The sequence below is a fragment of the Ekhidna sp. genome (assembly GCF_039940915.1).
GTDB lineage: Bacteria > Bacteroidota > Bacteroidia > Cytophagales > Cyclobacteriaceae > Ekhidna.
The window spans coordinates 563,097-588,730 of record NZ_JBDVFO010000003.1; the positions used below are offsets into that span (position 1 = coordinate 563,097).

The following is a 25,634-nucleotide window of genomic DNA, read 5'->3' on the forward strand; positions in this document are numbered from 1 at the left end:
AACTAAGATGAAAAACACCTACAAATTACCCCAAAGAGAAGAGCGAGGAGGCTTATTCCGTCTCATTAATCGCTTTCTACGCATGGACAGCTCCATGAGCGAGGTGATACACGTGCGTTTTCTTCCCCAAATTCTATTTCTGGCATTCTTGTGTCTGCTATATATCGGAAACCGCCACTACGCGGAAAAGAAAGTTCGGGATATCAACAACCTGGAAACAGAAGTTGAAGACCTGAGAGCAGATTATACGACTCTGAAAGCGGATTTCATGTATGAAAGCAAGCAATCAGAGGTGGCAAAACGAGCCAAGGAGCTCGGTTTAAAAGAGAGCAAAGAGTCACCAGTATTGATAAGGGAAGTACAAGAGTGAGCATAAAAAAAGACATAGTACTACGCGTTCGCATCGCTTTTATCCTCACCTTTTTGGTGGCAGGATTGGTTGTGTTTCGCATCGCTAAGATCCAATACATAGAAGGAGATGAGTGGAGAAGCATGGGGGAGACCCTGGGCATTCAGGCGATGAATGTGAAAGCCACGCGGGGCAATATCTATGCGGACGATGGCAGCTTACTAGCTACCTCACTACCATTCTACCGATTGGCACTTGACCCATACCTACCATCCAATGGTCTTTACAAAAACAACATTGATTCACTCAGCTATTTACTCGCACGCTACTATAAAGATTTAACGCCCACCCAATACAAACGCAAAATTGATGATGCGCGTAAAAAAGGTAGACGATACCTCACGCTGAATAGAAAAGAAATAGGCTATCAGGATAAGAAGCTGATGGAAGAATGGCCTTTATTCAGAGAAGGACGTCTCAAAGGAGGAGTTTTATTCGAAAAAGTAGAAAAGCGCTTTCTACCATTTTCGCATTTAGGCATACGAACCATTGGTAGTGTAAATGCCAATGATAGAGGAGTGGTGGGACTAGAGTACAGTTTCAATAGGCAGCTTGCTGGTGTAAATGGGAAAGGACTGTATCAAAAAATGGCTGGGGGAGGCTGGAAGCCAATCTATGATGGTACGGAGAGACGTCCAGTCGATGGCTTGGATATTCAGACAACAATCAATGTAGACCTTCAGGATGTGACAGAGTCTGCGTTGCTCAACGAGCTACAAAAGCACGAAGCAGATTACGGCGTAGCAATTGTCATGGAGGTAAGTACAGGAGAAATCAAAGCGATATCGAACCTGAGTCGCAATAGCGAAGGCGATTACTACGAAAGATACAATTATGCGGTTGGTAGTCAGGGGTCTCGCGAGCCAGGTTCCACCTTCAAGCTGGCCAGCATGATTGCCTTGTTAGAAGAAACGGACATTAAGCTTGCCGATTCCTTGGATACCGGTGATGGTAAACTTGAGTTTTTTGATAAAACCATGCGCGACCATAAGCCAGGTGGCTTTGGAAAATTGACGATTCAGGAGGTGTTTGAGAAGTCTTCAAACATAGGAGTAGCTAAGCTGGTATCGCACTACTTTGGAAATGAACCAGAGAAATTTGTTAATTATTTGAAACGGATGAATCTTCATCAACCACTTGATTTTCAGATGGTTGGTGAGGGTAAGCCTTACATCAAAGACCCATCAGACAGCACATGGAGTGGAGTGAGTCTGCCATGGATGTCACACGGCTATGAGCTAAAAATGACACCCCTGCAGATGTTGACACTTTACAATGCAGTAGCCAACAATGGCAAGATGGTGAAGCCTATGATTGTGAAAGGTGTAATGAAAGCGGATCGGATGGTCGAAGAATTTGATACAGAAATTATCAACGAACGCATTGCTTCAAAAGAAACACTGGCGCAATTAAAATTGATGATGGAAGGCGTGGTGGAACGTGGCACTGCAAAAAATATTAATCACAGCCACTATAAAATTGCAGGTAAAACAGGTACTGCTAAAAAAGTAAAAAATGGCCGCTATGTGAAAGAATACTACACCTCGTTTGCAGGTTACTTTCCAGCGGAAGCACCAAGATATAGCTGTATTGTGGTGATCGACAACCCAAAAGGTTTCCAGATTTATGGTAGCGATGTATCTGCTCCGGTCTTCAAAGAAATCGCGGATAAAATCTACTCACTGGAACTGGATATGCATGAAATAGGTACGCAGGAAAGAACCTTCGTGACGGGAATTTTCCCTTACATAAAATCAGGAAAACGTGATGAATTGACAATGATTTGCAATGAATTGGGCATTTCCAATCATGCCAAATCAGAGGCTGAATGGGTGAAAACTTCTGTGATCAACGATGCAGTGTATTGGAAGGGCAATGACATCAAATATGAGGTAGTACCAGATGTGAGAGGCATGACATTGCGTGATGCAATATATGTATTGGAAAACCTGGGACTGGAAGTAAAAGTCAACGGTCGAGGACGTGTTTCCACGCAATCCATGACGCCAGGAGGCAAGATTACCAAAGGTGCCACCATTAAACTTCAGATGAGCTAATGCAGACGCTGAAAGACATATTGTTTGGAGTATCACTCAAATCCATCACTGGAAACAGAGATGAGAAAATTGAAGGGATAGCATTTGATTCTCGCAAAGTTCAGAAAGGTTCGCTTTTTGTTGCCGTAAAAGGTTTGACAGTAGATGGTCACGATTACATCGAAAGCGCTATCGAAAGCGGAGCTAAGGTGATTGTGTGTGAGCAAATACGAGAAGATCTCGGAAAAGATATTACAGTCGTTCAAACAGATGATTCAGCGGAAGCACTTGGAATCGTAGCTTCTAATTTCTATGGAAGACCGTCAGAAAAAATTAAGCTAGTAGGTATTACGGGCACAAATGGGAAGACCACTTGTGCTACGTTGCTGTTCGAGCTTTTCCAAAACCTGGGTTACTCAGTGGGCTTACTTTCTACCGTAGAAAATAAGATTAACCATAAGGTCCTATCTGCCAGCTTTACTACTCCGGATGCAGTGCAACTCAATGAGCTTTTAGTTGAAATGGTTAAAAGTGGATGTACGCACTGTTTTATGGAAGTAAGCTCACACGCCCTGGTGCAGCAGCGAGTTGCAGGCATTCATTTTGCCGGAGGTGTTTTCACTAACATTTCGCACGATCACCTGGATTATCACAAAACCTTTGATGAATACATCGCAGCGAAGAAACGTTTGTTTGACGGACTTACCTCAGAATCCTTTGCGCTTGTCAATGTAGATGACAAGCGAGGAGCGGTTATGCTCCAAAACACCAAAGCTGCTAAGCATCGAATGGGCATTCGCTCCATGGCAGACTATAAAGTACGCATCATTCACAATACACTCCAGGGACTGGAACTCAACTTTGACGGAGTAGATGTGTGGTTTAAGCTCATTGGCAAGTTCAATGCCTATAACCTACTTACAGCATATGCGGTTGCCATGCTCTTAGGTGAGGAAAAAGAAGACACGTTGAGTGCCCTCTCTACTACTTCTGGAGCAAGCGGTCGATTTGAGAAAGTAGAAAATAAGTCAGATGTGATGGCCATTGTTGACTATGCCCATACGCCGGATGCTTTGGAAAATGTGCTGAAGACAATAGACGACTTACGAACCAAAAACGAAACACTGGTAACTGTGATCGGGTGTGGCGGTGATCGTGACAAAGCGAAACGCCCGAAGATGGCTGATATCGCTTCACGTCTTAGCGATAAAATCATCCTAACATCTGACAATCCAAGAACCGAAGACCCCAAGCAGATTTTAGAGGAAATGAAGGCAGGGATCCCCAAGTCAAAAGAGCGAAATGTGATGGTGATTGAGGATCGCAAAGAAGCCATCCGTACAGCTTGCAACTTGGTGAATGATAAAGATATCATCCTGGTGGCTGGAAAAGGTCACGAAGATTATCAGGAAATAAATGGAGAGCGTCATCATTTTGATGATCGTGAGGTTCTGGGCGAGTTATTGAATTAAATGAAAAAGTTTTTAGAAAATATCTCTAGAAGTATATCCCCCTTACAAGGGGGGCGTGTTAGGTTGTGTGTTAGCTGGGGGATGTTTGACCTTAAACAATTTAATAAGGAATGCTGAACTACATATTTGAATATTTGGATCAAATAGACTTCCCGGGAGCGGGACTGTTCCAGTATATCTCATTCCGAGCAGGTATGGCAGCACTGTTTTCCTTGTTGATTACCATCACATTCGGAAAGCAACTCATCAATATGCTAAGACGATACCAGTTGGGAGAATCGATCAGAGATTTAGGACTTGAAGGCCAAATGGAAAAGAAAGGCACACCTACCATGGGAGGTATCATTATCCTCTCAGGAATCGTTGTTCCTACACTTTTATTTGCAGATTTAAGCAATATCTACATCCTGCTTTTAATCATTTCCGCAGTATGGATGGGTGCCATTGGTTTCCTGGATGACTATCTGAAAGTAAAAAAACAAAACAAAGAAGGCTTGCGAGGTAAGTTCAAAATCATTGGTCAAATAGGGCTAGGGTTATTGGTTGGCCTTGTGATGGTTTTTCATGAGGACATTGTAGTGAGAGACTTCTCAGGAGAAGCATTCAAAGACGAAAATTCATTGCTTACCACGATTCCCTTTGTAGCCAACAATGAATTTCAATACGATTGGTTGCTGCCAGAATTTCTAGCAGATTATTCATGGATACTCTATGTAGTCGTTGTGATCTTCATCGTGACAGCCGTATCCAATGGAGCCAACATTACGGATGGTCTTGATGGCCTGGCTGCCGGCACATGCGCAATCATTGGATTGACACTTGCCGTACTCGCATACGTTTCTGGTAATGCGATTTTTGCCGACTATCTGAATATCATGTTCATTCCTAACACAGGAGAACTCGTGATTTTTTGTACGGCTTTTGTGGGTGCATGCATTGGTTTTCTCTGGTACAATGCCTATCCAGCACAAGTGTTTATGGGAGACACCGGAAGCCTGTCGTTGGGAGGGATTATAGCCGTGCTTGCTTTTGTCATTAGAAAAGAATTGTTGATTCCGGTGCTCTGCGGGATTCTCGTAATTGAGAACCTTTCGGTAATCATTCAGGTCGCTTATTTTAAGTATACCAAAAAGAAATACGGTGAAGGAAGAAGAGTCTTTTTGATGTCTCCACTCCACCATCACTATCAAAAGAAGGGAATACATGAAGCCAAAATCGTAGGTCGATTCTGGATCACGGGTATTCTCTTGGCCATTTTCACACTTGCAACTTTAAAAATCAGGTAATGACAGTTACAGAAATTCATGAACTAAACGAAAAGTTTCAGAAAAGCGCAGTACAGCTTTCTGAGCTAATACCTTCCGGCTCATTGGTACAGGCCACCTCCATGGTGATTAGATGTGCTCGAAAAATTGACGATCAATTTTCAAAGCTACTTGCAGCATCTTCAGAAGCAGCATTTGGTCAGATTATGAGCTTGTTGGAGGACGAAACAGACGAAGTATTGTTCATCCTTGATCAGCTTGAGATTGCTAATAAAAAGCAGCAAATCAGCTTGATTAACGATTTTCTAAAGCAGGGGTACAACCTGATAGCATTGTACTCGAAATGCTTTGATTACATCATTGACAAAAAAGTAAAAGAAGAAGAATAATGAATGAACGCATAGTCATATTAGGCGGTGGTGAGAGCGGCGTAGGTGCGGCCATACTTGCTCAGCAGAAGGGCTATGAAGTATTCCTGTCTGATGGCGCAAACCTGGCTTCTGAGCGAAGAAGAGTGTTGAAAAGCCAAAGGATCGATTTTGAAGAAGGTGGTCACTCAGAGGAGCTTATCATGAATGCTTCTTTGGTGGTAAAAAGTCCTGGAATCCCTGATTCAGCACCTTTGATTCAAAAACTAGTTGCAAAAAACATTCCTGTCATTTCAGAAATTGAGTTCGCTTATCGGTTCATAGACAAAGCAAAAGTGATTGCCATTACTGGCACAAATGGTAAGACAACCACGTCTTTATTGACGTATCATTTATTGAAAACTGCTGGCTATAAAGTAGCACTGGGAGGAAATATTGGAAGAAGCTTGGCTGCATTGGTGGCTGAAGGTGGCTTTCACTATTATGTGGTCGAGGTAAGTAGCTTTCAGTTAGATGGAATTGTTAATTTTCGACCGGATGTAGCGGTGCTGTTAAACATCACACCTGATCACCTGGACAGGTACGATAATAACTTCAATAAGTACGTAACATCTAAGTTCCGAATCGTCGAAAATCTAACCAATGAACAAGCATTTCTTTATTGTGCTGATTCTGAGCCTGTTTCTGAGGAAGTAAGCCGTCGAAAAGTTGAAGCGAGCAAGTTTGCAATGACCGCTTCCAATAACGACAAGCTCAGCGCGTACCTCAAAGATGAACATCTGATTTTCAACTATCAGTTTAAGAAAGACGAGAGGCACTATCAGATCCCATTGTCTGAAATTTCGCTCATAGGTAAGCACAACATGGTCAATAGCATGGCTGCTGTGCTAAGTGCACTATGCATGGAAGTACCCATAGAAAAAGTACTCAAAGGGTTAAAGAATTTTAAAAATGCTCCTCACCGGTTGGAATTCGTGAAGGAAATCAATGGTGTTGCATACATCAATGATTCTAAGGCTACCAATGTAGATTCTGTCTACTACGCCCTTGATGGAGTAAAGGGCAATATCATTTGGATCGCCGGAGGCATAGATAAAGGCAACGACTACTCTCAGCTTGAGCAGCTAGTAAAGAAAAAAGTGAAAGCGCTTATCTGCTTAGGAAAAGATAATCAGCCGTTGACTAGCTTCTTCGGATCGCAGATTGACCAAGTCACTGAGGTAGATAGTGCGAAACAGGCCGTAGAGCAAGCGTGCCAATGGGCTGAAGAGGGAGATGTGGTCTTACTATCACCGGCTTGTGCAAGCTTTGATTTATTCAGCAACTATGAAGATAGAGGCGATAAGTTCAAACGAGCAGTCAACAAGTTGAACAAGACACTAAAAATGAACGAGGCATGAACGAAGTAAAAAATTGGGCATATCGAAATCTGAAAGGAGACCCGATGATTTGGTTCATCGTACTTATCCTTTCCTTGTTTAGCATATTAGTGGTGTACAGTGCTACCGGCAGCTTGGCTTACAAGCTCAGAGATGGTAACACGGAGTATTACCTGATAAAGCATTCAGCGTTGGTCATTGTCAGCTTACTGGCCGTTTGGCTGGCGAGTCGCATTGATTTTCGTTACTATTCCAGAATATCAAAACTAGTTCTATGGCTATGTGTGCCATTATTGTTATTCACGTGGGCTTTTGGAACAAACATCAATGAAGCATCCAGATGGTTGACCATACCGGTGATTAACCAGGCATTTCAGCCATCAGATTTAGCGAAGCTTGCTTTGTTGGTGACCTTGGCGAGTATGCTAGCGAAGCGCCAAAATTCGATTGAAGATTTTCAAAAAGCCATTGTGCCAATGCTTTTCTGGATAGGCCTCATCTGCGGGTTGATCGCATTAACGAATTTCTCTTCTGCGATTCTGCTATTCCTAACCTGTATGCTCGTTCTTTTCATCGGACGTGTGCCAATCAAATATCTGGCGATGCTAGTGGTGATTTGCGCCTCATTCGGATCCGTGGCCTTCATGGTGGGACAAAGAGGAGGTACAGCCATTTCCAGGGTAGAAGATTTCATCAATAATGACACGCCCTATCAGGCAAAGCAAGCGTACATCGCAATAGCTTCCGGGGGAGTGATAGGAAAAGGCCCTGGCCAAAGCGATCAACGAAATTTCTTACCCCATCCATATTCAGATTTTATTTATGCGATCATTTTGGAGGAGTACGGCCTCATTGGAGGAATCACGATATTGTTTTTGTACCTCGCCCTACTGTATAGAGGAATGAAAGCAGCGGAAGACAACGATCGGGCCTATGGCGGATTATTGTCTGCCGGACTCAGTTTTGCACTTGTGATCCAGGCATTGGTAAACATGGGCGTAGCAGTAGGATTGGGTCCAGTTACAGGTTTAACACTTCCTTTCATAAGCATGGGAGGTACCTCTCAGCTTTTTGCAGGTCTTGCATTAGGAATTATCCTTAGTGTAAGTCGAGGAGAGATTGATCAGTTTGGAAATATTATTGGCAATCAATATAAAGAAGCAGCATAATCGAAAAGGAACGAACATATCGTATCATGATTAGCGGTGGAGGTACCGGAGGGCACATATATCCTGCCATCTCAATAGCTCAGGCACTGAAGGACACACTTCAGCATGTAGAGATTCTATTTGTAGGAGCTAAAGGGAAGATGGAGATGGACAAGGTGCCGGCTGCAGGCTTTGAGATAGAAGGCCTCTGGATCAGCGGTATTCAGCGGAAGATTACAGCTGGTAATCTGATGTTTCCTTTCAAGCTGGTATCAAGCATCATCAAGTCATACGGACTACTGAAAAAATTCAAGCCGGATGTGGTCGTAGGTGTAGGTGGATATGCAAGTGGCCCATTGCTGTATGCGGCAACAAAAAATGGAGTGCCAACACTTATTCAGGAACAAAACTCTTACGCAGGATTGACGAATAAATGGTTAGCAAAAAAAGTACATACCATTTGTGTGGCTCATGGTGGCATGGAGAAATATTTTCCTGCTGATAAACTTGTGGTCACCGGCAACCCTGTTAGAAAAACCATAATGCTGAATCCCAACCGAAAGGATGAAGCATACAAATACTTTGAGCTAGACAGTACCAAACCGACACTTTTGGTCATTGGAGGAAGCCTGGGCGCACGAACACTGAACGAAAGTGTAGTTGCAGGATTGGAAAAGTTGAAAAATGAAGGAGTACAATTAATCTGGCAATGCGGGGGATTTTATCATGAGGAAATGGTGGAGCGCGCGGAGGGTCAAGGTGGAAAGGTCATTTTGAAAGATTTCATCTTCCAGATGGACTTTGCCTATGCATGTGCCAATGTGGTCATCTCAAGAGCAGGAGCTCTTTCCATTGCAGAATTGATGCTTACAGGCAAGCCGTCCATTTTGGTGCCTTCTCCGAATGTAGCAGAAGATCACCAAACGCTGAATGCAAAAGCACTTGTGGATAATGAAGCAGCTGAGATGGTGAAAGACAATGAAGCAATGGATCAGCTGATTGGTGAAGCAATTGAACTAGTAAATGATAAGAAAAGACAAGAAACTTTAGCCAAAAATATACATGATATGGCGCATGAAAATGCAGCCGTTGACATTGCAAATGAAGTAATTAAACTCATTGCCTAATGGAGTTAAAAGAAGTAAATAGCGTCTATTTTATCGGTATCGGTGGTATCGGAATGAGCGCATTGGCCCGTTGGTTCCATGCCAAGAAAACGCTCGTAGCAGGCTATGATAAGACCGAGTCTGACCTTACGAAGCAATTGGTTGAGGAAGGAATGGATGTACACTATGAGGATCAATTGGACCTGATTCCGGAGGCATTTCTAGAGAAAGAAGGCACGTTAGTGGTTTATACGCCAGCCGTTCCAGCTGACCATATGGAGTTGAATTACTTTCAGGATAATGGATTTCATGTGAAGAAACGTTCCGAAGTGCTCGGTATGATCACAGACAATCACTTCACAATCGCAGTAGCCGGTACTCACGGCAAGACAACGACCACTTCCATGATTGCTCATCTATTAAGTGTCTCAAGAAAAGGGTGCTCGGCATTTGTGGGAGGCATTATGACCAACACGGGTACTAACCTGATGATAGGAGATTCCAATGCTCCTGTAGTAGTAGAAGCGGATGAATACGATCGCTCGTTCATGCAATTGAATCCCAATTACACAATCATTACATCACTTGATCCAGATCATTTAGATATCTACGGCGATGAAACGGCAATGCTGGATACATACGAAGAGTTTGTAAAGAAAACACCTAAGGATGGGAAGGTATTGATGTATTCTGAGGCTGGGTTCAAAATCAATCCTGGAAATAAGTACACCTCTTACGCTATCCGGAATGGAGATGCTGTAGCAGACGCACTTCGAATCGTAAATGGGGCTTTTGTTTTCACCTACCGATACGGAATGGAGAAAATATCGGATGTCTATGTGGAATTGCCAGGGTATCACAATGTGGAGAATGCGCTGGCTGCCATCACCGTGGCTTTGGATTTGGGGATGGACGGCAAAGAAATTCGTAAGCGAATGAAAACCTATGCAGGTGTAAAACGAAGGTTTGAATATGTGTATAGAAGCCCACATATAACATTGATAGATGACTATGCGCATCACCCGGAAGAGATAAATGCGTTCTTAAAGTCCGTTAGATCATTGGCTGGAAAACGAAAGATTACTGCAATTTTTCAACCACACCTCTATTCCAGAACAAGAGACTTCAAAGCGGCTTTTGCAGAAGCGTTGGATAAATCAGATGAAGTGATCTTACTAGACATCTATCCAGCAAGAGAAGAACCAATCGATGGGATTAGCTCAAAAACCATTTTTGAGTTGATGGACAATGAAAAGAAAGTCATGGTTTCGAAAGAAAACCTCTTAGATGAATTGGACAAGCACAACCTGGATATCGTCTTGACCATTGGAGCAGGGGATATTGATCGTGAGGTTCCTAAAGTTGCGCAGTATCTGAAGAATAAGTTCGAACCTAAAACGGAAGAAGAAGATGAGTAAGGAAGAAAAGAAAAACATACTGATCTATTCGTTTAGTGGATTATTGTTGCTTTCGCTCATCACGTTTGCAGGGATCAAAAACAACAGCCGTAAAATCGATGAAGTAAATGTGGAAATCCTGGAACAGGACGGAATCTTCTTCACGGATCAGCTAGAGATCGTCGATTTGATGACGGACAAAAGCGCGGACTATGTGATAGGAGTAGAGATGGGAGATATTGAGCCGAAAGTACTGGAGGAGCGAGTGGAGTCAAATCCATTTGTGAAAGATGCTCAGGTATACAGAGACTTGAAAGGAAACCTTCAAGTGAGAGTGGAGCAGAGCAAACCAATCGCTCGACTGTTCATCAATGGTAAGAATGACAGATACATTGATTCTGACGGTAGAGTCTTACCCATCAATGCCAAGCATACAGCAAGAGTCCCCCTCATGGAAACGGACTTTGAGTTTGGATGGGAAAATAACCTGAACGAGAGCACGTACGGCACTCAAGTATTTGAGCTATTGATGTACATAGAGAAAAATGAGTTTTGGAAAGCTCAGATAGCACACATCCTCATTAAAAAGGACGGAGAGATTGAATTGTATCCGCAGGTAACAAAGCAAACAATCGAATTTGGAATGCCTGTGGATTTTGATAGAAAGTTTTCAAAATTGATGACTTTCTATAAAGAGATTTTACCCAAAAAGGGCTGGAACACTTACGACAGAGTAAATCTGAAGTTTGAAAATCAAATTATTTGCGAATGACCAGCATAGTTGGAAATATCATAATAAAGCTAATGACTAGTTACTAATAACTAATTACTAAAGAAATGGAAGATAAAATCATCGTTGGATTAGACATAGGCACCACAAAGATCTGTGCCATTGTCGGAAAGAAAAATGAATACGGAAAGCTCGAAATCTTGGGCATGGGCAAGGCTGTGTCTGATGGTGTGATCCGAGGAATCGTAACAAACATTGACAAGACCGTACGCGCAATCGAGAAGGCCATTGCAGAAGCAAGTGAGCAGTCAGGGATTGATATTGGAGTTGTCAATGTAGGTATCGCAGGACAGCACATTAAAAGTGCCGTGCATCATGGTGGAATTACGCGCGAAGACGCGGAAGGTGAGATCACAATAGAAGATTTGGCTCGACTCAATAGCGACATGCACCGCATAGTCACTCCTCCAGGCAGCGAGATCATTCATGTGATGCCACAAGACTACATCGTGGATTACGAAGATGGAATCATGGATCCTGTAGGAATGACTGGGGTGAAGTTGGAAGCCGACTTCCACATCATCACAGCACAGACCAATGCGATCAACAACATAAACAAGTGTGTGAAAAAGGCTGGGCTCCAGATTGAGAATCTCATTTTGGAACCACTCGCGTCCAGCCTTTCTGTTTTAAGCGATGAGGAAAAGGAAGCCGGCGTTTGTCTGGTTGACATTGGAGGTGGCACTACAGATGTAGCTGTCTTCTACGATAACATCATACGCCATACGGCAGTTATCCCTTTCGGGGGTAACATTATCACCTCTGACATCAAGCAAGGGTGCATGGTAATGGAACATCAGGCCGAACTACTAAAAACCAAGTTTGGTAAGGCCATTTCTGAGGAAGCAAGTCCAAATGAAATAGTATCCATACCAGGCTTGCGAAACAGGCCTCCGAAAGAGATCTCAATCAAGAATTTGGCTCATATTATTGAAGCTAGAATGGAAGAGATCATTGAGCTTGTGCATACTGAGATTATAAGCTCCGGCTACAACAAGAAGCTTGCAGCTGGTATTGTGGTAACAGGTGGTGGTTCACAACTAACCAACCTGAGCCAACTCTTCGAGTACATGACTGGGCTGGATACACGTATTGGCTATCCGAATGAACATCTGGGTAGAAGCAAGGTAGATGCAGCGAAGAGTCCAATGTTTGCGACTACAGTCGGTTTGGTGCTCTCTGGATTCAAGGCTTTGGATATCCGACAGGCTCGGTACTCCGAATCACCTGCTTTTAAAGGGGAAGGCAAAAAGAAATTAAAGCAAGGCAACAAGTTTTTTTCCAACATTTTGGAAAAAACCAAAGGCCTTTTAATCGATGATTTTGATGATAAAATTAATTAGTAACGAGTCTTTAGTTACTAGTTGCTATCGATGAGTTACTAGTTGCGAGATGAAGAATTTTAAACAGTTAATGATTTGGCAGAAAGGAATGGAGATTTGGAAAGAGACATATTTGGTTACACAACAATTGCCCACGGAAGAGAAGTTTGGGATTATATCTCAAATGAATAGAGCTGCAGCTTCAATTCCTGCTAATGTGGCAGAAGGAGCGAGTCGGGATAGCCAAAAGAATTTCAATCGATTTCTTCAGATAGCCTTAGGATCAAGCTTCGAACTTGAAACATTTGTTTCAGGAATCAAAATGCTTGCCTTCGTAGATCAAGAGGTGTCAATGAAACTATCTGATCTAATTGTAGAAGAACAAAAGATGCTAATGGCATTTATGAAAAAACTTAAATAGTAGTTGAGAGTCACTGGTTTTGAGCTGCGAGACAGCTAGAAACTAACAACTAACAACTCCAAACTTTATAACTATGGCAGAAAATATGTATCAATTCGACTTACCGTCACATCACAAGTCCATCATCAAGGTGGTAGGCGTAGGTGGTGGCGGCAGCAATGCAGTTAATCACATGTACAGCCTTGGGATCAAGGATGTAGAATTTGTGGTTTGTAACACCGACCATCAGGCACTCGAAAGTAGTGCAGTACCAAACAGACTGCAGATTGGCAACAATCTGACCAGTGGTTTGGGAGCTGGAGCGAATCCCGAGAGAGGCAGAAATGCAGCTATCGAAAGCAAAGAAGAAATTCGGGATCTACTCTCACAAGACACAAAAATGATCTTCATCACCGCAGGAATGGGTGGTGGCACCGGTACAGGAGCCGCCCCGGTCATCGCACAGGTGGCAAGTGAGCTGGATATCCTGACCGTGGGAATCGTCACTGCGCCATTTGCTTTTGAAGGAAAAAAGAAAATGAAAGCGGCTGAGGAGGGAATCAAGGAGCTGAAGAAGTACTGCGATACCGTGCTCGTAATCATGAATGATAAGCTGCGAGAGATTTACGGCAACCTTTCAATCAGTGAAGCATTTGCAGAAGCGGACAACGTATTGACCACTGCTGCAAAAGGAATAGCGGAGATCATCACCGTTCCAGGGTATGTAAATGTTGATTTTGAAGATGTGAAAACAGTGATGAAAAATGCTGGACCAGCTGTAATGGGATCATCTAAGACAATAGGTGATAACAGAGCAAGAAGAGCAGCAGAAGAAGCACTCAACTCTCCATTGCTGAACCAGCAAGACATCTATGGAGCAGAGAAAATTCTTCTTTCAATCATCTCTGGTGAAGAAGCAGAGCTTCAAATGGACGAGCTCACAGACATCACGGATTACATTCAAGAGTATGCAGGTGATGAAGCTGAGGTGATCTTTGGTCACGGCGTGGATAGCAGCTTAGGTGAAAACATTCGCGTAACAGTCATCGCTACAGGCTTTGGTAAGGTGGATGAGGAAGGTGAGTACATTTCTAAAGATGAAGAAGCTCGCAGGTTTGACCTTAACTCGCAACGTGAAATCGATGAAAGCAAGAAATCAGGAAACACCTCTGACTTCATGTTTGAAATCGAAAAAGAAAAGGATACGGAAGGAGTAGAGGATTGGAACTATGAATTCAGCTCGCTGAAAGACGAGATAAAACGAGAAGTAGAAGAAGAGGAGCAACGTCACATCCAACCCACTGAGCAATCTTCCTTTGAGTTCGATTTCACAAGTGCCTTTGACAATGAAGAGGAAAATCTACATGAGGATGAGGTAGATATTGAGGATGCTTTTGCATCAACTCCAAGCTCTAAGCAGGTGCGTTTAGCGCAGGAACGAGCGGAGCGGGAGGAGATATTTACCAGTAAGAAGTTCGAGATGGCTACCGAAGAGTTTAAAGAACGATTGGATGTTCCGGCGTATGAGCGTAAGCAGGTAAAACTTCAAAATGTCCCTCACTCAGCAGAACGTAATATTTCAAAGTTCAACTTGAACGAGGAAAATCAAATTTTAGGAAACAATAAATTCTTGCATGATAATGTGGATTAAAATCTGAAGGATTTTAATCCATCCCGAGCCTTTGCGAGGGATCTAAGAAATGGTTAACGTAGGTGTTAGTCATACCTGTCCCGTACTTGATACGGGATCAAGCCGGACGTGATCCGGTATTCTGCCAAGAATCAGCCCCGGCCAAGGTCGGGGCTTGATTATTTTATACACCTAATTTTTGCTACACTAGCAATTTTCGGATGAAAATGAGATTTTGCTTGAATTATTATGTGAGTCTTAGCATAACTAAAATGTGCGTGCTGTACTAATTTGCAACGGTCTTCTTAAGTTTGATTTCAAAATATAATTTTGAAAAATTGATATGGTTAAAAAACTAAAAACATCTTGTTTGTTTTTTATTTTCTTCATTTTAAGTTGTGCAGAGGACGATACGGTCAGTATTTCTATTGAAGATCGATTACCCGGAGGTGTACTACTTACCCGTGTAGAATTAGCGCTTGAGTCTGAAATTCTGAAAAGGGATTATATTGATTTGGAGTATAATGATGAAAATCGACCCATCAGAATTATTGACATTATTGAATCTGATAGTAATGAAGATGGAATTATTACTGATGATGAAAAATCAGTTATTGAATTTAGAATTACTTACGAGGGAGATCATATAGTGAATTATACACTCTCATCAAATTATTTATTAATTAATCTAATATCAACGACCTTCGAATACGATGAGCAGGGAGCACTTATTTTTTAGAGGAAGTTTATTCGGATCAGATAGGTACACACCGCGTATTTAGAGATACATATTCTTACACAGACGGATTGTTAAGCTCATTAAGCAAACAATCAGGAATAGGGGAGACCAAAACCTTGGCTATACAGGATCTAGAAAACGCAAATAATCAACCCGATATACAAAATTTTACATATAATGGAGAAAATATTTCTACGATGAAGGATGGACTTGATTTAGAGGTATATACATACGACAAAAGTGTGAACCCTCTCCAAGGAAATTTTGTGTTTACACTCCTTTTGGCTCGCGGCTATTCTCCACTAAGCGAAGTGTTGGAATTCGTCAATACAAATAATGTCAAATCAATAGCATATCCAAATTCTGCCGAGCTTGAGCGAACTTTCGACTATACATATAATGAAGATGGATTGCCGTTGGTGGTTAATTTTGGAAGAAATACTTCTGATGTAACTTTCACTTACGAATAGTTATATCCCTAGTCACCAAAGGACTCTTATTACAAAGGAGTAGTTAGATGATGGTAACAGTGATTGAACGATCCTCAATATTCTATGAACGGTCAAAAACGCACTTCTCTAAAAGCTACTTTTGCAGTTCTTAAGAAGTGATGAGGATACAACTACAACTAACCATTTTGCTTTTCTGTGGAGTGGTCACACACATTTTCGGTCAAAGCATAGAAATACGTCGCATATCGGAGGCAATCAAAATTGATGGAGTCGCGAATGAACCGGCATGGATAGAGGCAGATTCGGCTTTTCACTTCACCCAAAACTTCCCTACTGATTCCCTTCCTGCTGCCGCACAGACAGTAGCCAAAATAGTGTACGATGACGAAAACATCTATGTGTTGGGAATTATGCACAATAAGCCAGAACCAAGAGGATACGTAACACCTTCGCTGAGGAGAGATTTTAGAGGTGCGGCGAATGATAGTTTTTCTGTCATTTTTGATACATTTTCTGATAGAACGAATGGAGTACTTTTTGGAGTAAATCCTTTTGGCGTGATGAGAGAAGCGCTGATTACGAATGGAGGATCGGGCGGTGGAAGCTTCAGCCTTGATTGGGACAACAAATGGTATGCAGAAGCCAAACAGTATGAGGGGTACTGGGTGGTGGAGATGTCGATTCCGTTCAAGACACTCCGGTTTGCAGAAGACGAGGACTCATGGTTAGTAAACTTCTACCGAGTGGATAGTGAGTATGCAGAGCGTAGTGCATGGGCGCCTGTGAGGCTGAATTTTCCGATTTTTAACCTGGCCAATAACAGAGAGATGCTTTGGGACAAGCCAACGATGAAAACAGGTACGAACGTCTCTGTTATCCCGTATGTAGCAACAAACACCGAACGAGATTTTGAAGAGGGGACATCCAATGACCTGGATGCATCCTTTGGATTTGACTTAAAATATGCGGTCACTTCAGGACTGAACCTGGATGTCACGGTCAATCCTGATTTCTCTCAAGTGGAGGTTGATCAGCAGGTGACCAATTTAGATCGGTTTGAGATCTTCTTTCCTGAGCGTCGACAGTTCTTTCTAGAAAACGCCGATTTGTTTTCTGGTTTTGGAAATGGCCGAACCCGCCCTTTCTTCTCTCGAAGAATTGGTATCGCTATTGATACAGTCACTGGACAAAATATTCAAAATAAAATCCCAGTCGGCGCACGATTGAGTGGGAAAATAAACAACGATTTACGCATTGGTGTACTTTCAATGCAGGCTGCTCAAGACAAATCAATTGGATTGCCATCCTACAATTATTCCATGGTCAGTTTGCAACAGAAGCTGTTTAGCCGATCAAGTGTCAATATGTTTTTAGTTAACAAACAGACTTTCGAATCGAAAGAATCGTATGCCAGTAGCACTTTGAGTGAATACAACCGGACTTTAGGGATGGAATATGTACTAGCCAGTGCGAATAATGTTTGGAATGGTAGATTTTTCTACCACCGATCTTTTGATGTAGTGCAAGGAGAACAGCCATTCTCCGCGGGAGTCACCTTGAACTACAACATTCAACGATGGTCGGTGGATGTCTTCTCTCAGATGGTGGGTGAGGGATACAACCCAGAGGTTGGTTTCGTGAGAAGGAATGACATTAGACAATTAGCTACAACCGTCCAGTACCGATGGTTCCCTTCAAAAGGAAAAGTGCAGAGACATGGGCCGGGCTTTGATTTTGACATGGTAGGAAACGATTCATATGGTTTCCTGGATTGGGATTACAACCTTCTCTACAACATTGATTTCAGAAATACAGCAAACTTCAGAATGCGTCTAAGACGCCAATACACCTATCTGTTCAACTCATTTGACCCAAGCGGCTCAGACAGTGTAGAGCTACCAGCGGATTCTGAGTATACCAATTTTCAATTCATCGCCTCATACCAATCTGATCAGCGTAAAAAATTCTTCTACAACCTGAGCACCAGATCAGGTCAATACTTCAATGGAGATCGAATTAACCTACAAGGATCCATTGGCTTTCGATATCAGCCATTAGGATTTACATCCATCGATTTTGCATACAATCGAATCATCCTTCCTGAACCCTACACCACGACTTCCTTGTACCTGATAGGCCCACGGTTTGATTTCACCTTCTCTCGAAATATCTTCTGGACCACCTTTGTGCAATACAACAGTCAGATTGAGAACTTAAACATCAATACCCGCTTCCAATGGAGGTTTAAGCCCGTTTCTGACATCTTCCTGGTGTACACCGACAACTACTTCGCCACACACGAAGGAGGGTTCAGCATCGGTCAGCCGCGTACAAGAGCATTGACGTTCAAGATTACCTATTGGTTGAATTTGTAGGGTACGTAAAATATTGTGTTCATGCCTAACCTGATCCGGCATCTTCGAGAATGCAAGTGGCAAACTTCGTCAGGAAGAAATGCGTACCCATTCAGTTCGTTTATTTCTAAGTTCGGTAGTCAAGATGGTTCTACCTTCTTGCTCTTCCAGCGTTATATTCATCCAGACAACACTTTATTTGGTCGTTTATGACTCCTTCGGGTGATCCTCCCCAATCGCCACACCCATTTTCTTTATCAAGATCTCGACAGAGTCATTTTCGTAATCAATATCAAGTGGCTGGCCGAATTTCAGCGACAACTCAGAACCTTTTTGGAGCCTCTTCAAGCCTGTCTTGTCAAAGGCCTTACGAAAGCCATCTACACGAATCGGAATAACAATAGGTTTATGTTGCTTGATAATGTGAGCTGTCCCTTTACGAATAGGAGCACCGGCTCTGGTTGTTCCTTGCGGGAATGTAACCACCCATCCATCTTTGATGGCCATCCCGATGGATTTAGTATCGTCAGGTTTCACCTCTCGCTTGATCATCTCATCTCCTTTTCGCCACGAACGATCCACAGACACTGCTCCACCGATTGCGAGAATTTTTGGTAGGAATCCCTTTTCCATCGTTTCGCGTGCAGCTACATAGTACACATTGACTTTGGGGTTTTTTAAATAACTGCTGTCTTCTACGGAATCAATTTGTCCATTTAACGCCGCGAACATGGCATGAAACATTGCAATGACATCTGTAAAGATGGTTTGGTGATTGGCAATGAAAAGCACGTTTTCTTCAGGCACTTCGGTGAGCACCTGACTTCCGGAAATAATGACTCGGTTGGGCTTTAGCAAATGCCAGCGCACCAATCTTCCCACAGTCTGGAATATTTTTTTCTTGATCCATACGGATTGGCCAAACACATTTTTCTTCGACATGATATTCCTAATTCAAGGTTCGAAAATAGTTAATGGTTACTGATAAAAAGAAAAACCCCGCAATATGCGGGGTTCGCCCTAGTAGAGTAAGTCAGTGATTGGGCGTTTCTTTATTCCGATCGAAGCGAGTCTACCGGATTAGTTTTTATTGTTTGCAATACTTTGGTCGAAATGCTGAACAAGGCCAATCCAACAACAAAGGCTATGGGAATGGTAACAAACCAAAGTCCAAGGTCTATGCGGAAAGTATATTCATTGAGCCAACTCGACATGATGAACCAAGCGATAGGTGCACTAATCAGACAGGCCAGGCTTACCAAAGCCAGATACTCTTTCGAAAGTAGCATGAGCAAGTTCGAAGCGCTTGCACCCAGCACTTTCCGTATGCCAATTTCTTTGGTACGCTGCTGAACGCTAAAGGAGGTAAGCCCAAATAAGCCCAGACAAGCGATGAGGATGGCCAGTACAGAAAATCCCGAAAATATCTTACCAAAGCGAATGTCCTCTTTGTATTGCTGATCAAAGGCAGAGTCCAAGAAGAAGTAATCCATTTGATAATCAGTGTATACTTTGTTCCATTCAGATTTTACACTTGACACCAGGCTGGCCAATTGATCACCCTTGGAATCAGTTGATTTTTCATCGAGTCTCAACTTGATGAAATAGTATTCTGTCCAGGAGCTGAGGATGTAGGCAATAGGTGTATAGTCGTTGTGAAGTGAAGTATGGTGATGATTTTCAAGAACCCCTTGCACTTTTAGCGGAGGTCCGTAAAAACCTGCAATCTCAGCACCCAAAGCATCTTCTGGATTAGAAAAACCGAGCATTTCGGCAAGTTTCACATTAATCACCACATCTCCTTTGGTCCATGGATCATCTCCTTTTCTCAATGCTCTTCCGGCTACAACATCAATTCCAAAAAACTTAGGGAAATCTAAATCCATCGATACTAACCCTGTAGCTACAGTTGTTTCTTTGGATTGATTCTTTAAATACAGTCCGGCTTGCCACCCTACAGGTTCACCTGGGATTTCTCCAGCGTTGGAGATTTCTTTTATTCCCGAATAGTTTAATAATTCCGTTTTAAAGGTGCTGAAGCGCGCTAAATCCTCGCGCTGCTCTGATGTGACATTGCCTGGTGGCGATTTGATTACCAGAACGTTTTCAATATCAATTCCCAAATCTGCTTCACGCATGTAGTTGATTTGGTTGTACACCGTAACAGTGCCTGCTATTAGAATAAAGGTGATCATAAACTGCACAAAAACCATGCTTTTGCGCATCTTCACGCCACCTATTTTTCCACGGTTGCCTACCAAAATATTCACGATATTCATGGTCTTCAACAAAATGTATGGGTAGAAGCCAATAAGTAAAGTACCGATCGCTATCAAGCCGGATAGAAGTGCAAAAACTTCCATGTCCAGCAGCGCCGATACAGGAAGGCCAGTGACTTCAATCAAATACTTTTCTGCTGTCTGAGTCAATAATATGGCCAATCCAAAAGCAATGATGTTCATGACAAAAGCTTCCAGAATGAAAAGCTGCGTAATTTGACGCATGCTTGAGCCCATGCATTTACGAATGCCCATCTCTTTCAAACGCTCCATGGTTCTTACCAGAGACAGGTTCATATAGTTGATCCAGGCAATGATCAGGATAATAACAGCTATGAAACTAAGAACAAATACAGTTTTGCTATCGACACCTTCACCATATACCCACGCGCTTTGTGCATTCAAATGAATGTCAGTCAATGACCTTAAATAATAATCGACAGCATATCCACTGGCAGCATAGGACTCCTCAGAGTTTTCTTTGTGCAGTCGGGTAACGTCATCCATGATGGCCACCGGATCTGCATTTTCTGCTAGAAGCAAATACGTGATGAGGCTACTGGATACCCAACTGGTTCTGGCTTTGGTGTAGTTATCCATGGATGGGTAGGAGATGAGCAGTTCAAATTGAATATGCGATGATTCAGGAATATCTTCGATTACTCCCAGAAGCTCATATTCATGTGCCCCTGTATTTCCACTCAGCGTAAAAGTTTTCCCAATAGCAGCCTCAGGATCATCAAAATATTTTCTGGAAGCTTCCAAAGTAAGGATGGCTGTTTGAGGCTCATCGAAACGTGAGGCGCTCCCGGCAATGAAATCAAAACTGAACAGGTCAAAGACTCCTTCATCAGCAACAAATACACCTGGTTGTTCAAAGTTGACAAGCCGATCTAAATCTTTATAAATGATGGTATTGTTTGCATAGGTATAATCAAAAAAGCGTGCTACTTCCTTAACCAGGGGTGATTGATCACGCAAGGTTTCACCCAACATGGACGGAGCAGTAAATGACTGACCCAATTGCTCCCCATTTTTGAAGGCTTCTGCTTCTAGCCGATAAATACGATCCGCATTGGCATGGAAAGAATCAAATGAGGTGTGAAAATTCACATACTGGGTAATGACTAGACAAGCAGCCATCCCAAGTGCAAGCCCGAGTATGTTGATAAATGAAAAGATTTTGTTGCTCCGAATTTGACGGAAAATCGTAATCAAATAATTTTTTAACATGTCGATTTTGGTTTTGGTTAACCTTTAAATGCCAATCTGTGTGCCAAGGATTGTATTTGGTTGATAATCAGTATTTTATGTATTTTCTGATTTTATCGAAATGTGCGATTTTGAACAAAATAAACCGGATATCGAACAAGCCTAAATCGAAGAAGAGAAAATCATTGCATTTGAATTTGTAAGGATCGCCTTTTGAAATAACCTTAAAAGGATGAAATTTCCGGTATGAAGAAATTGATGTTCATTTTCTGCGCATTACCCATGGTGCTGCATGCTCAAATCAAGTTTGAAGAAGGTACATGGGATGAAGCTGTGGCCAAATCCCGAATGACAGGAAAGCTGATTTTTTTAGATGCATATGCTACTTGGTGTGAACCTTGCGCAGAGATGGAGGAATATACATTTACAGACTTGGAGGTCGCCAATTTTTTCAATGAAACATTCATAAATGTTCGGATGGACATGGAGAGTTACCCAGGAGTGGAGCTAGCAGAGCAATACGCCATTGGAGTGTTTCCTTCCTATCTTTTTATTGACTCCAATGGGGACGTTACGCACAGAGGTTGTGGAGCAATGGATGGCAATGAATTTTTACAACTTGGAAAGGAAACCACTGATCAAAACCTCACACTCGCGTCATTTGAAAGTAGGTACGGAGGAGGAGAACGATCAGCCAACTTTATGTTGAGTTACCTTGAATTACTTGAATACGCCTGTCTGGATGCAGAACGATTTGCTGTCGAGTACTTAAGAGGAGTTGAGCCAAGTCGACTAACAGAAGAAACACCATGGGAAGTATTTGCAGCATATCAGTGGGATATCTACGGACGTGAGTTTCAATACTTACTGGAAAATAGAGATCTGTATGAAAAAGAAATAGGGAAGGAACAAGTAGATGCCAAGCTCTATGATACCTACCTGGCACAATATCAAGAAATATTTGAGGCAGAAGAGCTCCATGATTTCGGCATGAGAGCCTTAATTCATGCCATTGAGGATGTTACATTCTCAGGATCTGATACGCTTAAATTGATGATGAACTTGCATCATGCTGAATTTACTGAAAACTGGAGTGACTATGCTGGCTATGCCATTGAGCTTGTAGGAATGACAGAAGTGGATGATCCTGAACAACTCAACGAACTGGCTTGGAAGTTTTATCTTTTTGTGGACAACAAGAATCAGTTAGAAATTGCATCTTCCTGGGCACAACAAGCTGTAGACAAGCAGCCTGAGCCCTCTGTCATTGACACCTACGCTTCGATCCAGTACAAGCTGGGGAATAGAAAAAAGGCGGTGGAGCTTGAGAAACGTGCGTTAGAACTTGCCAAAGAACTGTATGATGATATTTCGCACTACCAATATCAGCTGAAGAAGTTTGAGGGCGGCTAGTTAAAATTTACCCGCATGCAACATTCTGCAAATGGTTAGGTCTCTTATGTATTGATACCAACCATTAACGCAATGTTTAAAAATACATTTCTTACCTCTTTCAGGGCTTTATGGAACAGTAAAAGCACCTTTTTTCTCAACATTCTTGGACTATCCATCGGTATTTGCGCGTGCATTCTAGCCTACCTGCACGTCGATTACGAGTTGAGCTATGACACACACTATTCCCGAAAATCCCAACTTCATCGCGTAGTTGTTGGAAACATGGAGACCGGCGAAGGCTGGGTGAAGGTTTCTGCTCCTGTACCACCTATGCTAAAGAAAGACATTCCTGAAATTGAAGCATTTGCACGTCTAACAGAGTACTCTTACAATAAGAAAGTAGCGGTAAACTACGGCGATGTGGTCTTCAATGAGCCACAAGTATTCCTGGCTGATCCAGCCATTTTTGAAATGATGGATATTGAATTCATTCAGGGTGGGGTTAGCTCAGAGGTGCCAAAGAAATCCATGTTTATTTCTGAAACCATTGCGAATAAGCTGTTCAAGGATGTGAATCCGATAGGAGAAGTGTTGACTGTCAATGGGGATGCTGACTATACCATCAAAGGAGTATTCAAACCTTTGCCAGTCAATAGTCACCTAGAAATGGACTACATCGTACCTTTCTCTAACCTTGAAGATGTGTTGGCCTACACAAGTCTCACATCCAATTGGGGGCAATTCAATTACTTCGCCTATGTACAACTGACACCATCAGCCAATTTCTTTGAGGTAGTCAACAAAATTAAATCAACAGTTGTCGAATTTGGAGATGATCAGGAGATGCGTTTTGAGGAACTAACCCTACAGCCAATTGAAGATATCCACTTTCAAGCAAGCGATGGTAATGTCAAAGCTTCGTATGATACAAGATACTTATTCATCTATGTGTCCATTGCATTGGCGATTTTCATCATCTCAGTCATCAATTTCTTGAATCTATCCATAGCCAGCTCTACCAAACGCATAAAAGAAGTAGGAATTAGAAAAGTGATGGGGGCAAGCAGAAAGCAGATTGTAGGTCAGTTTGTAGTGGAGGGTCTCATCCTTTCTACGGTTTCCATTCTGTTTGGGATTATGCTCTCGGAAAGTGCACTTCCATTCATCAATAACTTGGTTGGCTCGCAGAGCTCACTGGATCTTACTGATCCATTGCTAATGTCTATGCTGGTGGGATTGGTGTTTTTTATTGCATTCATTGCTGGACTCTATATTACATTTTTTGTGATCTCCTTCCATCCGATTACAGCCTTGAAGGGAGCCATCAAAATGGGATCAAAAGGCAATGGATTTAAGAATGGGCTATTGATTGCTCAATTTGTAATGTCCAGTGTATTGATCATTTCTTCAGTGCTGATTTACAAGCAGTTGAATTACCTGCAAACTACGGAACTAGGGTTGGATGAAGAGCAAGTATTGACAATCGAATTGTTCGATGAAAAGTCAAGGACAAAAATGAAGGCGCTTGCCAGCGAGCTGGAGCAAATTCCAGGAGTGATTAGCACCGGCGCCTCGCGTTTTACACCTGGTAGCCCCAATTGGAATCAGACGGTTTCATGGCCTGGGCAAAAGGAAAACGTCAACTGGCACATCATTGAGGTAGGGCCGGGTTTTCTGGAGACTTACGGCGTGTCACTAGCAGCGGGCGATATCCAAGCTGTCAATGCGCAAATCGAAACTGCTTCGTACGTCTATCTGGTAAATGAAGCTGCCGTTGAATCAGCACAATTCGAAGAACCGTTGGGACAAGTGATTGCAGCACATGGAAGTCAGTCTAACGCACCGATTCAGGGTGTTGTTAAAGACTTCCACTATCAATCGCTTCACAGTTATATCGAGCCTATGGTGATGAGAGTGTTGGATGATTCCAGGCATAATATGCTGTCATTAAAGCTGTCGAGTAACGACTATACCCGGCTATTGAATGACATCAAAGAGGCCCATGCTGAAGTTTTGGGCAATGTGCCGTTTGAGTATGCTTTCGCGGATGACCAATTTGAGGAGCTCTACAAGGTAGAAGAACAGACTACACAATTGATTGGGTTGCTGACAGGTGTAGCGGTGATGCTCGCAATTTTAGGAATGTATGCGCTATTAAGTTTCGCTGTGAAGGAACGAACTAAAGAAATCGCCATTCGAAAAGTACTGGGGATAAGGCTGTATGGTACGCTGTTTTTACTAAGCAGTAAATACCTCAAGCTGTTGATGGTATCTAATGTAGTTGGACTTGCCGTGACTTGGTATTTGATTGATCAATGGCTGGCCAACTTCAGCTATCACATTCCACTGAACATTTTCAACATGGCACTCATCTCACTTTCTACGTTCATGATTGTGATTGGAGTGGTTTGCTCGAAGGCATTTCAAACGGAAAGAATCAATCCGACAGATGCATTGAGAAATGAATAAATGAAGAGCGCC

Annotated in this window: 20 protein-coding genes; 18 read left to right on the forward strand and 2 right to left on the reverse strand. The window is 42.5% G+C overall.

The window, feature by feature from the left end:
* Nucleotides 1–7: 7 nt before the first annotated feature.
* The 16 genes from ABJF57_RS17530 to ABJF57_RS17605 all read left to right on the forward strand — a co-directional run bounded on the left by ABJF57_RS17530 (nucleotide 8) and on the right by ABJF57_RS17605 (nucleotide 18,288).
* Nucleotides 8–370 (forward strand): FtsL-like putative cell division protein, encoded by a 363-nt coding sequence (locus ABJF57_RS17530; RefSeq protein WP_462232639.1) that lies wholly within the window; start codon nucleotides 8–10, stop codon nucleotides 368–370.
* Nucleotides 367–2,466 carry a penicillin-binding protein gene (locus ABJF57_RS17535; RefSeq protein WP_462232640.1) on the forward strand — a complete coding sequence of 700 codons (2,100 nt, stop codon included), beginning with the start codon at nucleotides 367–369 and terminating at the stop codon, nucleotides 2,464–2,466. The genes ABJF57_RS17530 and ABJF57_RS17535 overlap by 4 nt, the downstream gene beginning before the upstream one ends.
* A complete protein-coding gene (locus ABJF57_RS17540; protein ID WP_462232641.1) occupies nucleotides 2,466–3,917 on the forward strand; it encodes a UDP-N-acetylmuramoyl-L-alanyl-D-glutamate--2,6-diaminopimelate ligase in 1,452 nt (483 codons plus the stop codon). Before ABJF57_RS17535 ends, ABJF57_RS17540 begins: the two co-directional genes overlap by 1 nt.
* A gap of 110 nt (nucleotides 3,918–4,027) precedes the next feature.
* Complete coding sequence (gene mraY, locus ABJF57_RS17545; RefSeq protein ID WP_462232642.1) at nucleotides 4,028–5,203, forward strand: phospho-N-acetylmuramoyl-pentapeptide-transferase; 1,176 nt, start codon at nucleotides 4,028–4,030, stop codon at nucleotides 5,201–5,203.
* Entirely contained in the window at nucleotides 5,203–5,571 is a 369-nt protein-coding gene (locus ABJF57_RS17550; protein ID WP_462232643.1) for a hypothetical protein, read from the forward strand. Before mraY ends, ABJF57_RS17550 begins: the two co-directional genes overlap by 1 nt.
* Entirely contained in the window at nucleotides 5,571–6,950 is a 1,380-nt protein-coding gene (gene murD / locus ABJF57_RS17555; RefSeq protein WP_462232644.1) for a UDP-N-acetylmuramoyl-L-alanine--D-glutamate ligase, read from the forward strand. The genes ABJF57_RS17550 and murD overlap by 1 nt, the downstream gene beginning before the upstream one ends.
* A complete protein-coding gene (locus tag ABJF57_RS17560) occupies nucleotides 6,947–8,098 on the forward strand; it encodes an FtsW/RodA/SpoVE family cell cycle protein (protein WP_462232645.1) in 1,152 nt (383 codons plus the stop codon). The genes murD and ABJF57_RS17560 overlap by 4 nt, the downstream gene beginning before the upstream one ends.
* A gap of 26 nt (nucleotides 8,099–8,124) precedes the next feature.
* The gene (gene murG / locus ABJF57_RS17565) at nucleotides 8,125–9,204 is read left to right on the forward strand and encodes an undecaprenyldiphospho-muramoylpentapeptide beta-N-acetylglucosaminyltransferase (protein WP_462232646.1); all 1,080 of its coding nucleotides are present in this window, start codon (nucleotides 8,125–8,127) and stop codon (nucleotides 9,202–9,204) included.
* Nucleotides 9,204–10,601: a UDP-N-acetylmuramate--L-alanine ligase gene (gene murC / locus ABJF57_RS17570; protein ID WP_462232647.1), complete on the forward strand. Its 1,398-nt coding sequence runs from the start codon at nucleotides 9,204–9,206 to the stop codon at nucleotides 10,599–10,601. The genes murG and murC overlap by 1 nt, the downstream gene beginning before the upstream one ends.
* Nucleotides 10,594–11,352: a cell division protein FtsQ/DivIB gene (locus ABJF57_RS17575; RefSeq protein WP_462232648.1), complete on the forward strand. Its 759-nt coding sequence runs from the start codon at nucleotides 10,594–10,596 to the stop codon at nucleotides 11,350–11,352. Before murC ends, ABJF57_RS17575 begins: the two co-directional genes overlap by 8 nt.
* Before the next feature lie 65 nt (nucleotides 11,353–11,417).
* Nucleotides 11,418–12,713 carry a cell division protein FtsA gene (gene ftsA, locus ABJF57_RS17580; protein ID WP_462232649.1) on the forward strand — a complete coding sequence of 432 codons (1,296 nt, stop codon included), beginning with the start codon at nucleotides 11,418–11,420 and terminating at the stop codon, nucleotides 12,711–12,713.
* A gap of 70 nt (nucleotides 12,714–12,783) precedes the next feature.
* A complete protein-coding gene (locus ABJF57_RS17585) occupies nucleotides 12,784–13,113 on the forward strand; it encodes a four helix bundle protein (protein WP_462235970.1) in 330 nt (109 codons plus the stop codon).
* A 73-nt stretch (nucleotides 13,114–13,186) separates the two neighbouring features.
* On the forward strand, nucleotides 13,187–14,743 hold the full coding sequence (gene ftsZ / locus ABJF57_RS17590; protein WP_462232651.1) for a cell division protein FtsZ: 1,557 nt from the start codon (nucleotides 13,187–13,189) through the stop codon (nucleotides 14,741–14,743).
* 349 nt (nucleotides 14,744–15,092) lie between these two features.
* Nucleotides 15,093–15,461: a hypothetical protein gene (locus ABJF57_RS17595; RefSeq protein WP_462232652.1), complete on the forward strand. Its 369-nt coding sequence runs from the start codon at nucleotides 15,093–15,095 to the stop codon at nucleotides 15,459–15,461.
* Nucleotides 15,462–15,577: 116 nt separating this feature from the next.
* Nucleotides 15,578–15,931: a hypothetical protein gene (locus ABJF57_RS17600; RefSeq protein ID WP_462232653.1), complete on the forward strand. Its 354-nt coding sequence runs from the start codon at nucleotides 15,578–15,580 to the stop codon at nucleotides 15,929–15,931.
* Between the two features lie 140 nt (nucleotides 15,932–16,071).
* Complete coding sequence (locus ABJF57_RS17605; RefSeq protein WP_462232654.1) at nucleotides 16,072–18,288, forward strand: DUF5916 domain-containing protein; 2,217 nt, start codon at nucleotides 16,072–16,074, stop codon at nucleotides 18,286–18,288.
* A 186-nt stretch (nucleotides 18,289–18,474) separates the two neighbouring features.
* Here the strand turns inward: ABJF57_RS17605 and ABJF57_RS17610 are convergent, their stop codons facing one another.
* Both ABJF57_RS17610 and ABJF57_RS17615 read right to left on the reverse strand, forming a co-directional pair.
* Nucleotides 18,475–19,209 carry a lysophospholipid acyltransferase family protein gene (locus tag ABJF57_RS17610; RefSeq protein WP_462232655.1) on the reverse strand — a complete coding sequence of 245 codons (735 nt, stop codon included), beginning with the start codon at nucleotides 19,207–19,209 and terminating at the stop codon, nucleotides 18,475–18,477.
* Nucleotides 19,210–19,319: 110 nt separating this feature from the next.
* Complete coding sequence (locus ABJF57_RS17615) at nucleotides 19,320–21,779, reverse strand: ABC transporter permease (protein ID WP_462232656.1); 2,460 nt, start codon at nucleotides 21,777–21,779, stop codon at nucleotides 19,320–19,322.
* 225 nt (nucleotides 21,780–22,004) lie between these two features.
* On the opposite strand from ABJF57_RS17615, the gene ABJF57_RS17620 reads away from it, so the two are divergent.
* Both ABJF57_RS17620 and ABJF57_RS17625 read left to right on the forward strand, forming a co-directional pair.
* Complete coding sequence (locus tag ABJF57_RS17620; protein WP_462232657.1) at nucleotides 22,005–23,171, forward strand: thioredoxin family protein; 1,167 nt, start codon at nucleotides 22,005–22,007, stop codon at nucleotides 23,169–23,171.
* 72 nt (nucleotides 23,172–23,243) lie between these two features.
* A complete protein-coding gene (locus tag ABJF57_RS17625; RefSeq protein ID WP_462232658.1) occupies nucleotides 23,244–25,622 on the forward strand; it encodes an ABC transporter permease in 2,379 nt (792 codons plus the stop codon).
* Nucleotides 25,623–25,634: the final 12 nt, after the last annotated feature.

Coding starts and splice junctions, on each gene's coding strand:
- ABJF57_RS17560 (WP_462232645.1), top strand. CDS start 6,947: ATGAACGAAGTAAAAAATTGGGCATATCGAAATCTGAAAGGAGACCCG.
- ABJF57_RS17575 (WP_462232648.1), top strand. CDS start 10,594: ATGAGTAAGGAAGAAAAGAAAAACATACTGATCTATTCGTTTAGTGGA.
- ftsZ (WP_462232651.1), top strand. CDS start 13,187: ATGGCAGAAAATATGTATCAATTCGACTTACCGTCACATCACAAGTCC.
- ABJF57_RS17585 (WP_462235970.1), top strand. CDS start 12,784: ATGATTTGGCAGAAAGGAATGGAGATTTGGAAAGAGACATATTTGGTT.
- mraY (WP_462232642.1), top strand. CDS start 4,028: ATGCTGAACTACATATTTGAATATTTGGATCAAATAGACTTCCCGGGA.
- ABJF57_RS17530 (WP_462232639.1), top strand. CDS start 8: ATGAAAAACACCTACAAATTACCCCAAAGAGAAGAGCGAGGAGGCTTA.
- ABJF57_RS17625 (WP_462232658.1), top strand. CDS start 23,244: ATGTTTAAAAATACATTTCTTACCTCTTTCAGGGCTTTATGGAACAGT.
- murD (WP_462232644.1), top strand. CDS start 5,571: ATGAATGAACGCATAGTCATATTAGGCGGTGGTGAGAGCGGCGTAGGT.
- murG (WP_462232646.1), top strand. CDS start 8,125: ATGATTAGCGGTGGAGGTACCGGAGGGCACATATATCCTGCCATCTCA.
- ABJF57_RS17550 (WP_462232643.1), top strand. CDS start 5,203: ATGACAGTTACAGAAATTCATGAACTAAACGAAAAGTTTCAGAAAAGC.
- ABJF57_RS17540 (WP_462232641.1), top strand. CDS start 2,466: ATGCAGACGCTGAAAGACATATTGTTTGGAGTATCACTCAAATCCATC.
- ABJF57_RS17610 (WP_462232655.1), bottom strand. CDS start 19,209: ATGTCGAAGAAAAATGTGTTTGGCCAATCCGTATGGATCAAGAAAAAA.
- murC (WP_462232647.1), top strand. CDS start 9,204: ATGGAGTTAAAAGAAGTAAATAGCGTCTATTTTATCGGTATCGGTGGT.
- ABJF57_RS17620 (WP_462232657.1), top strand. CDS start 22,005: ATGAAGAAATTGATGTTCATTTTCTGCGCATTACCCATGGTGCTGCAT.
- ABJF57_RS17605 (WP_462232654.1), top strand. CDS start 16,072: ATGAGGATACAACTACAACTAACCATTTTGCTTTTCTGTGGAGTGGTC.
- ftsA (WP_462232649.1), top strand. CDS start 11,418: ATGGAAGATAAAATCATCGTTGGATTAGACATAGGCACCACAAAGATC.
- ABJF57_RS17615 (WP_462232656.1), bottom strand. CDS start 21,779: ATGTTAAAAAATTATTTGATTACGATTTTCCGTCAAATTCGGAGCAAC.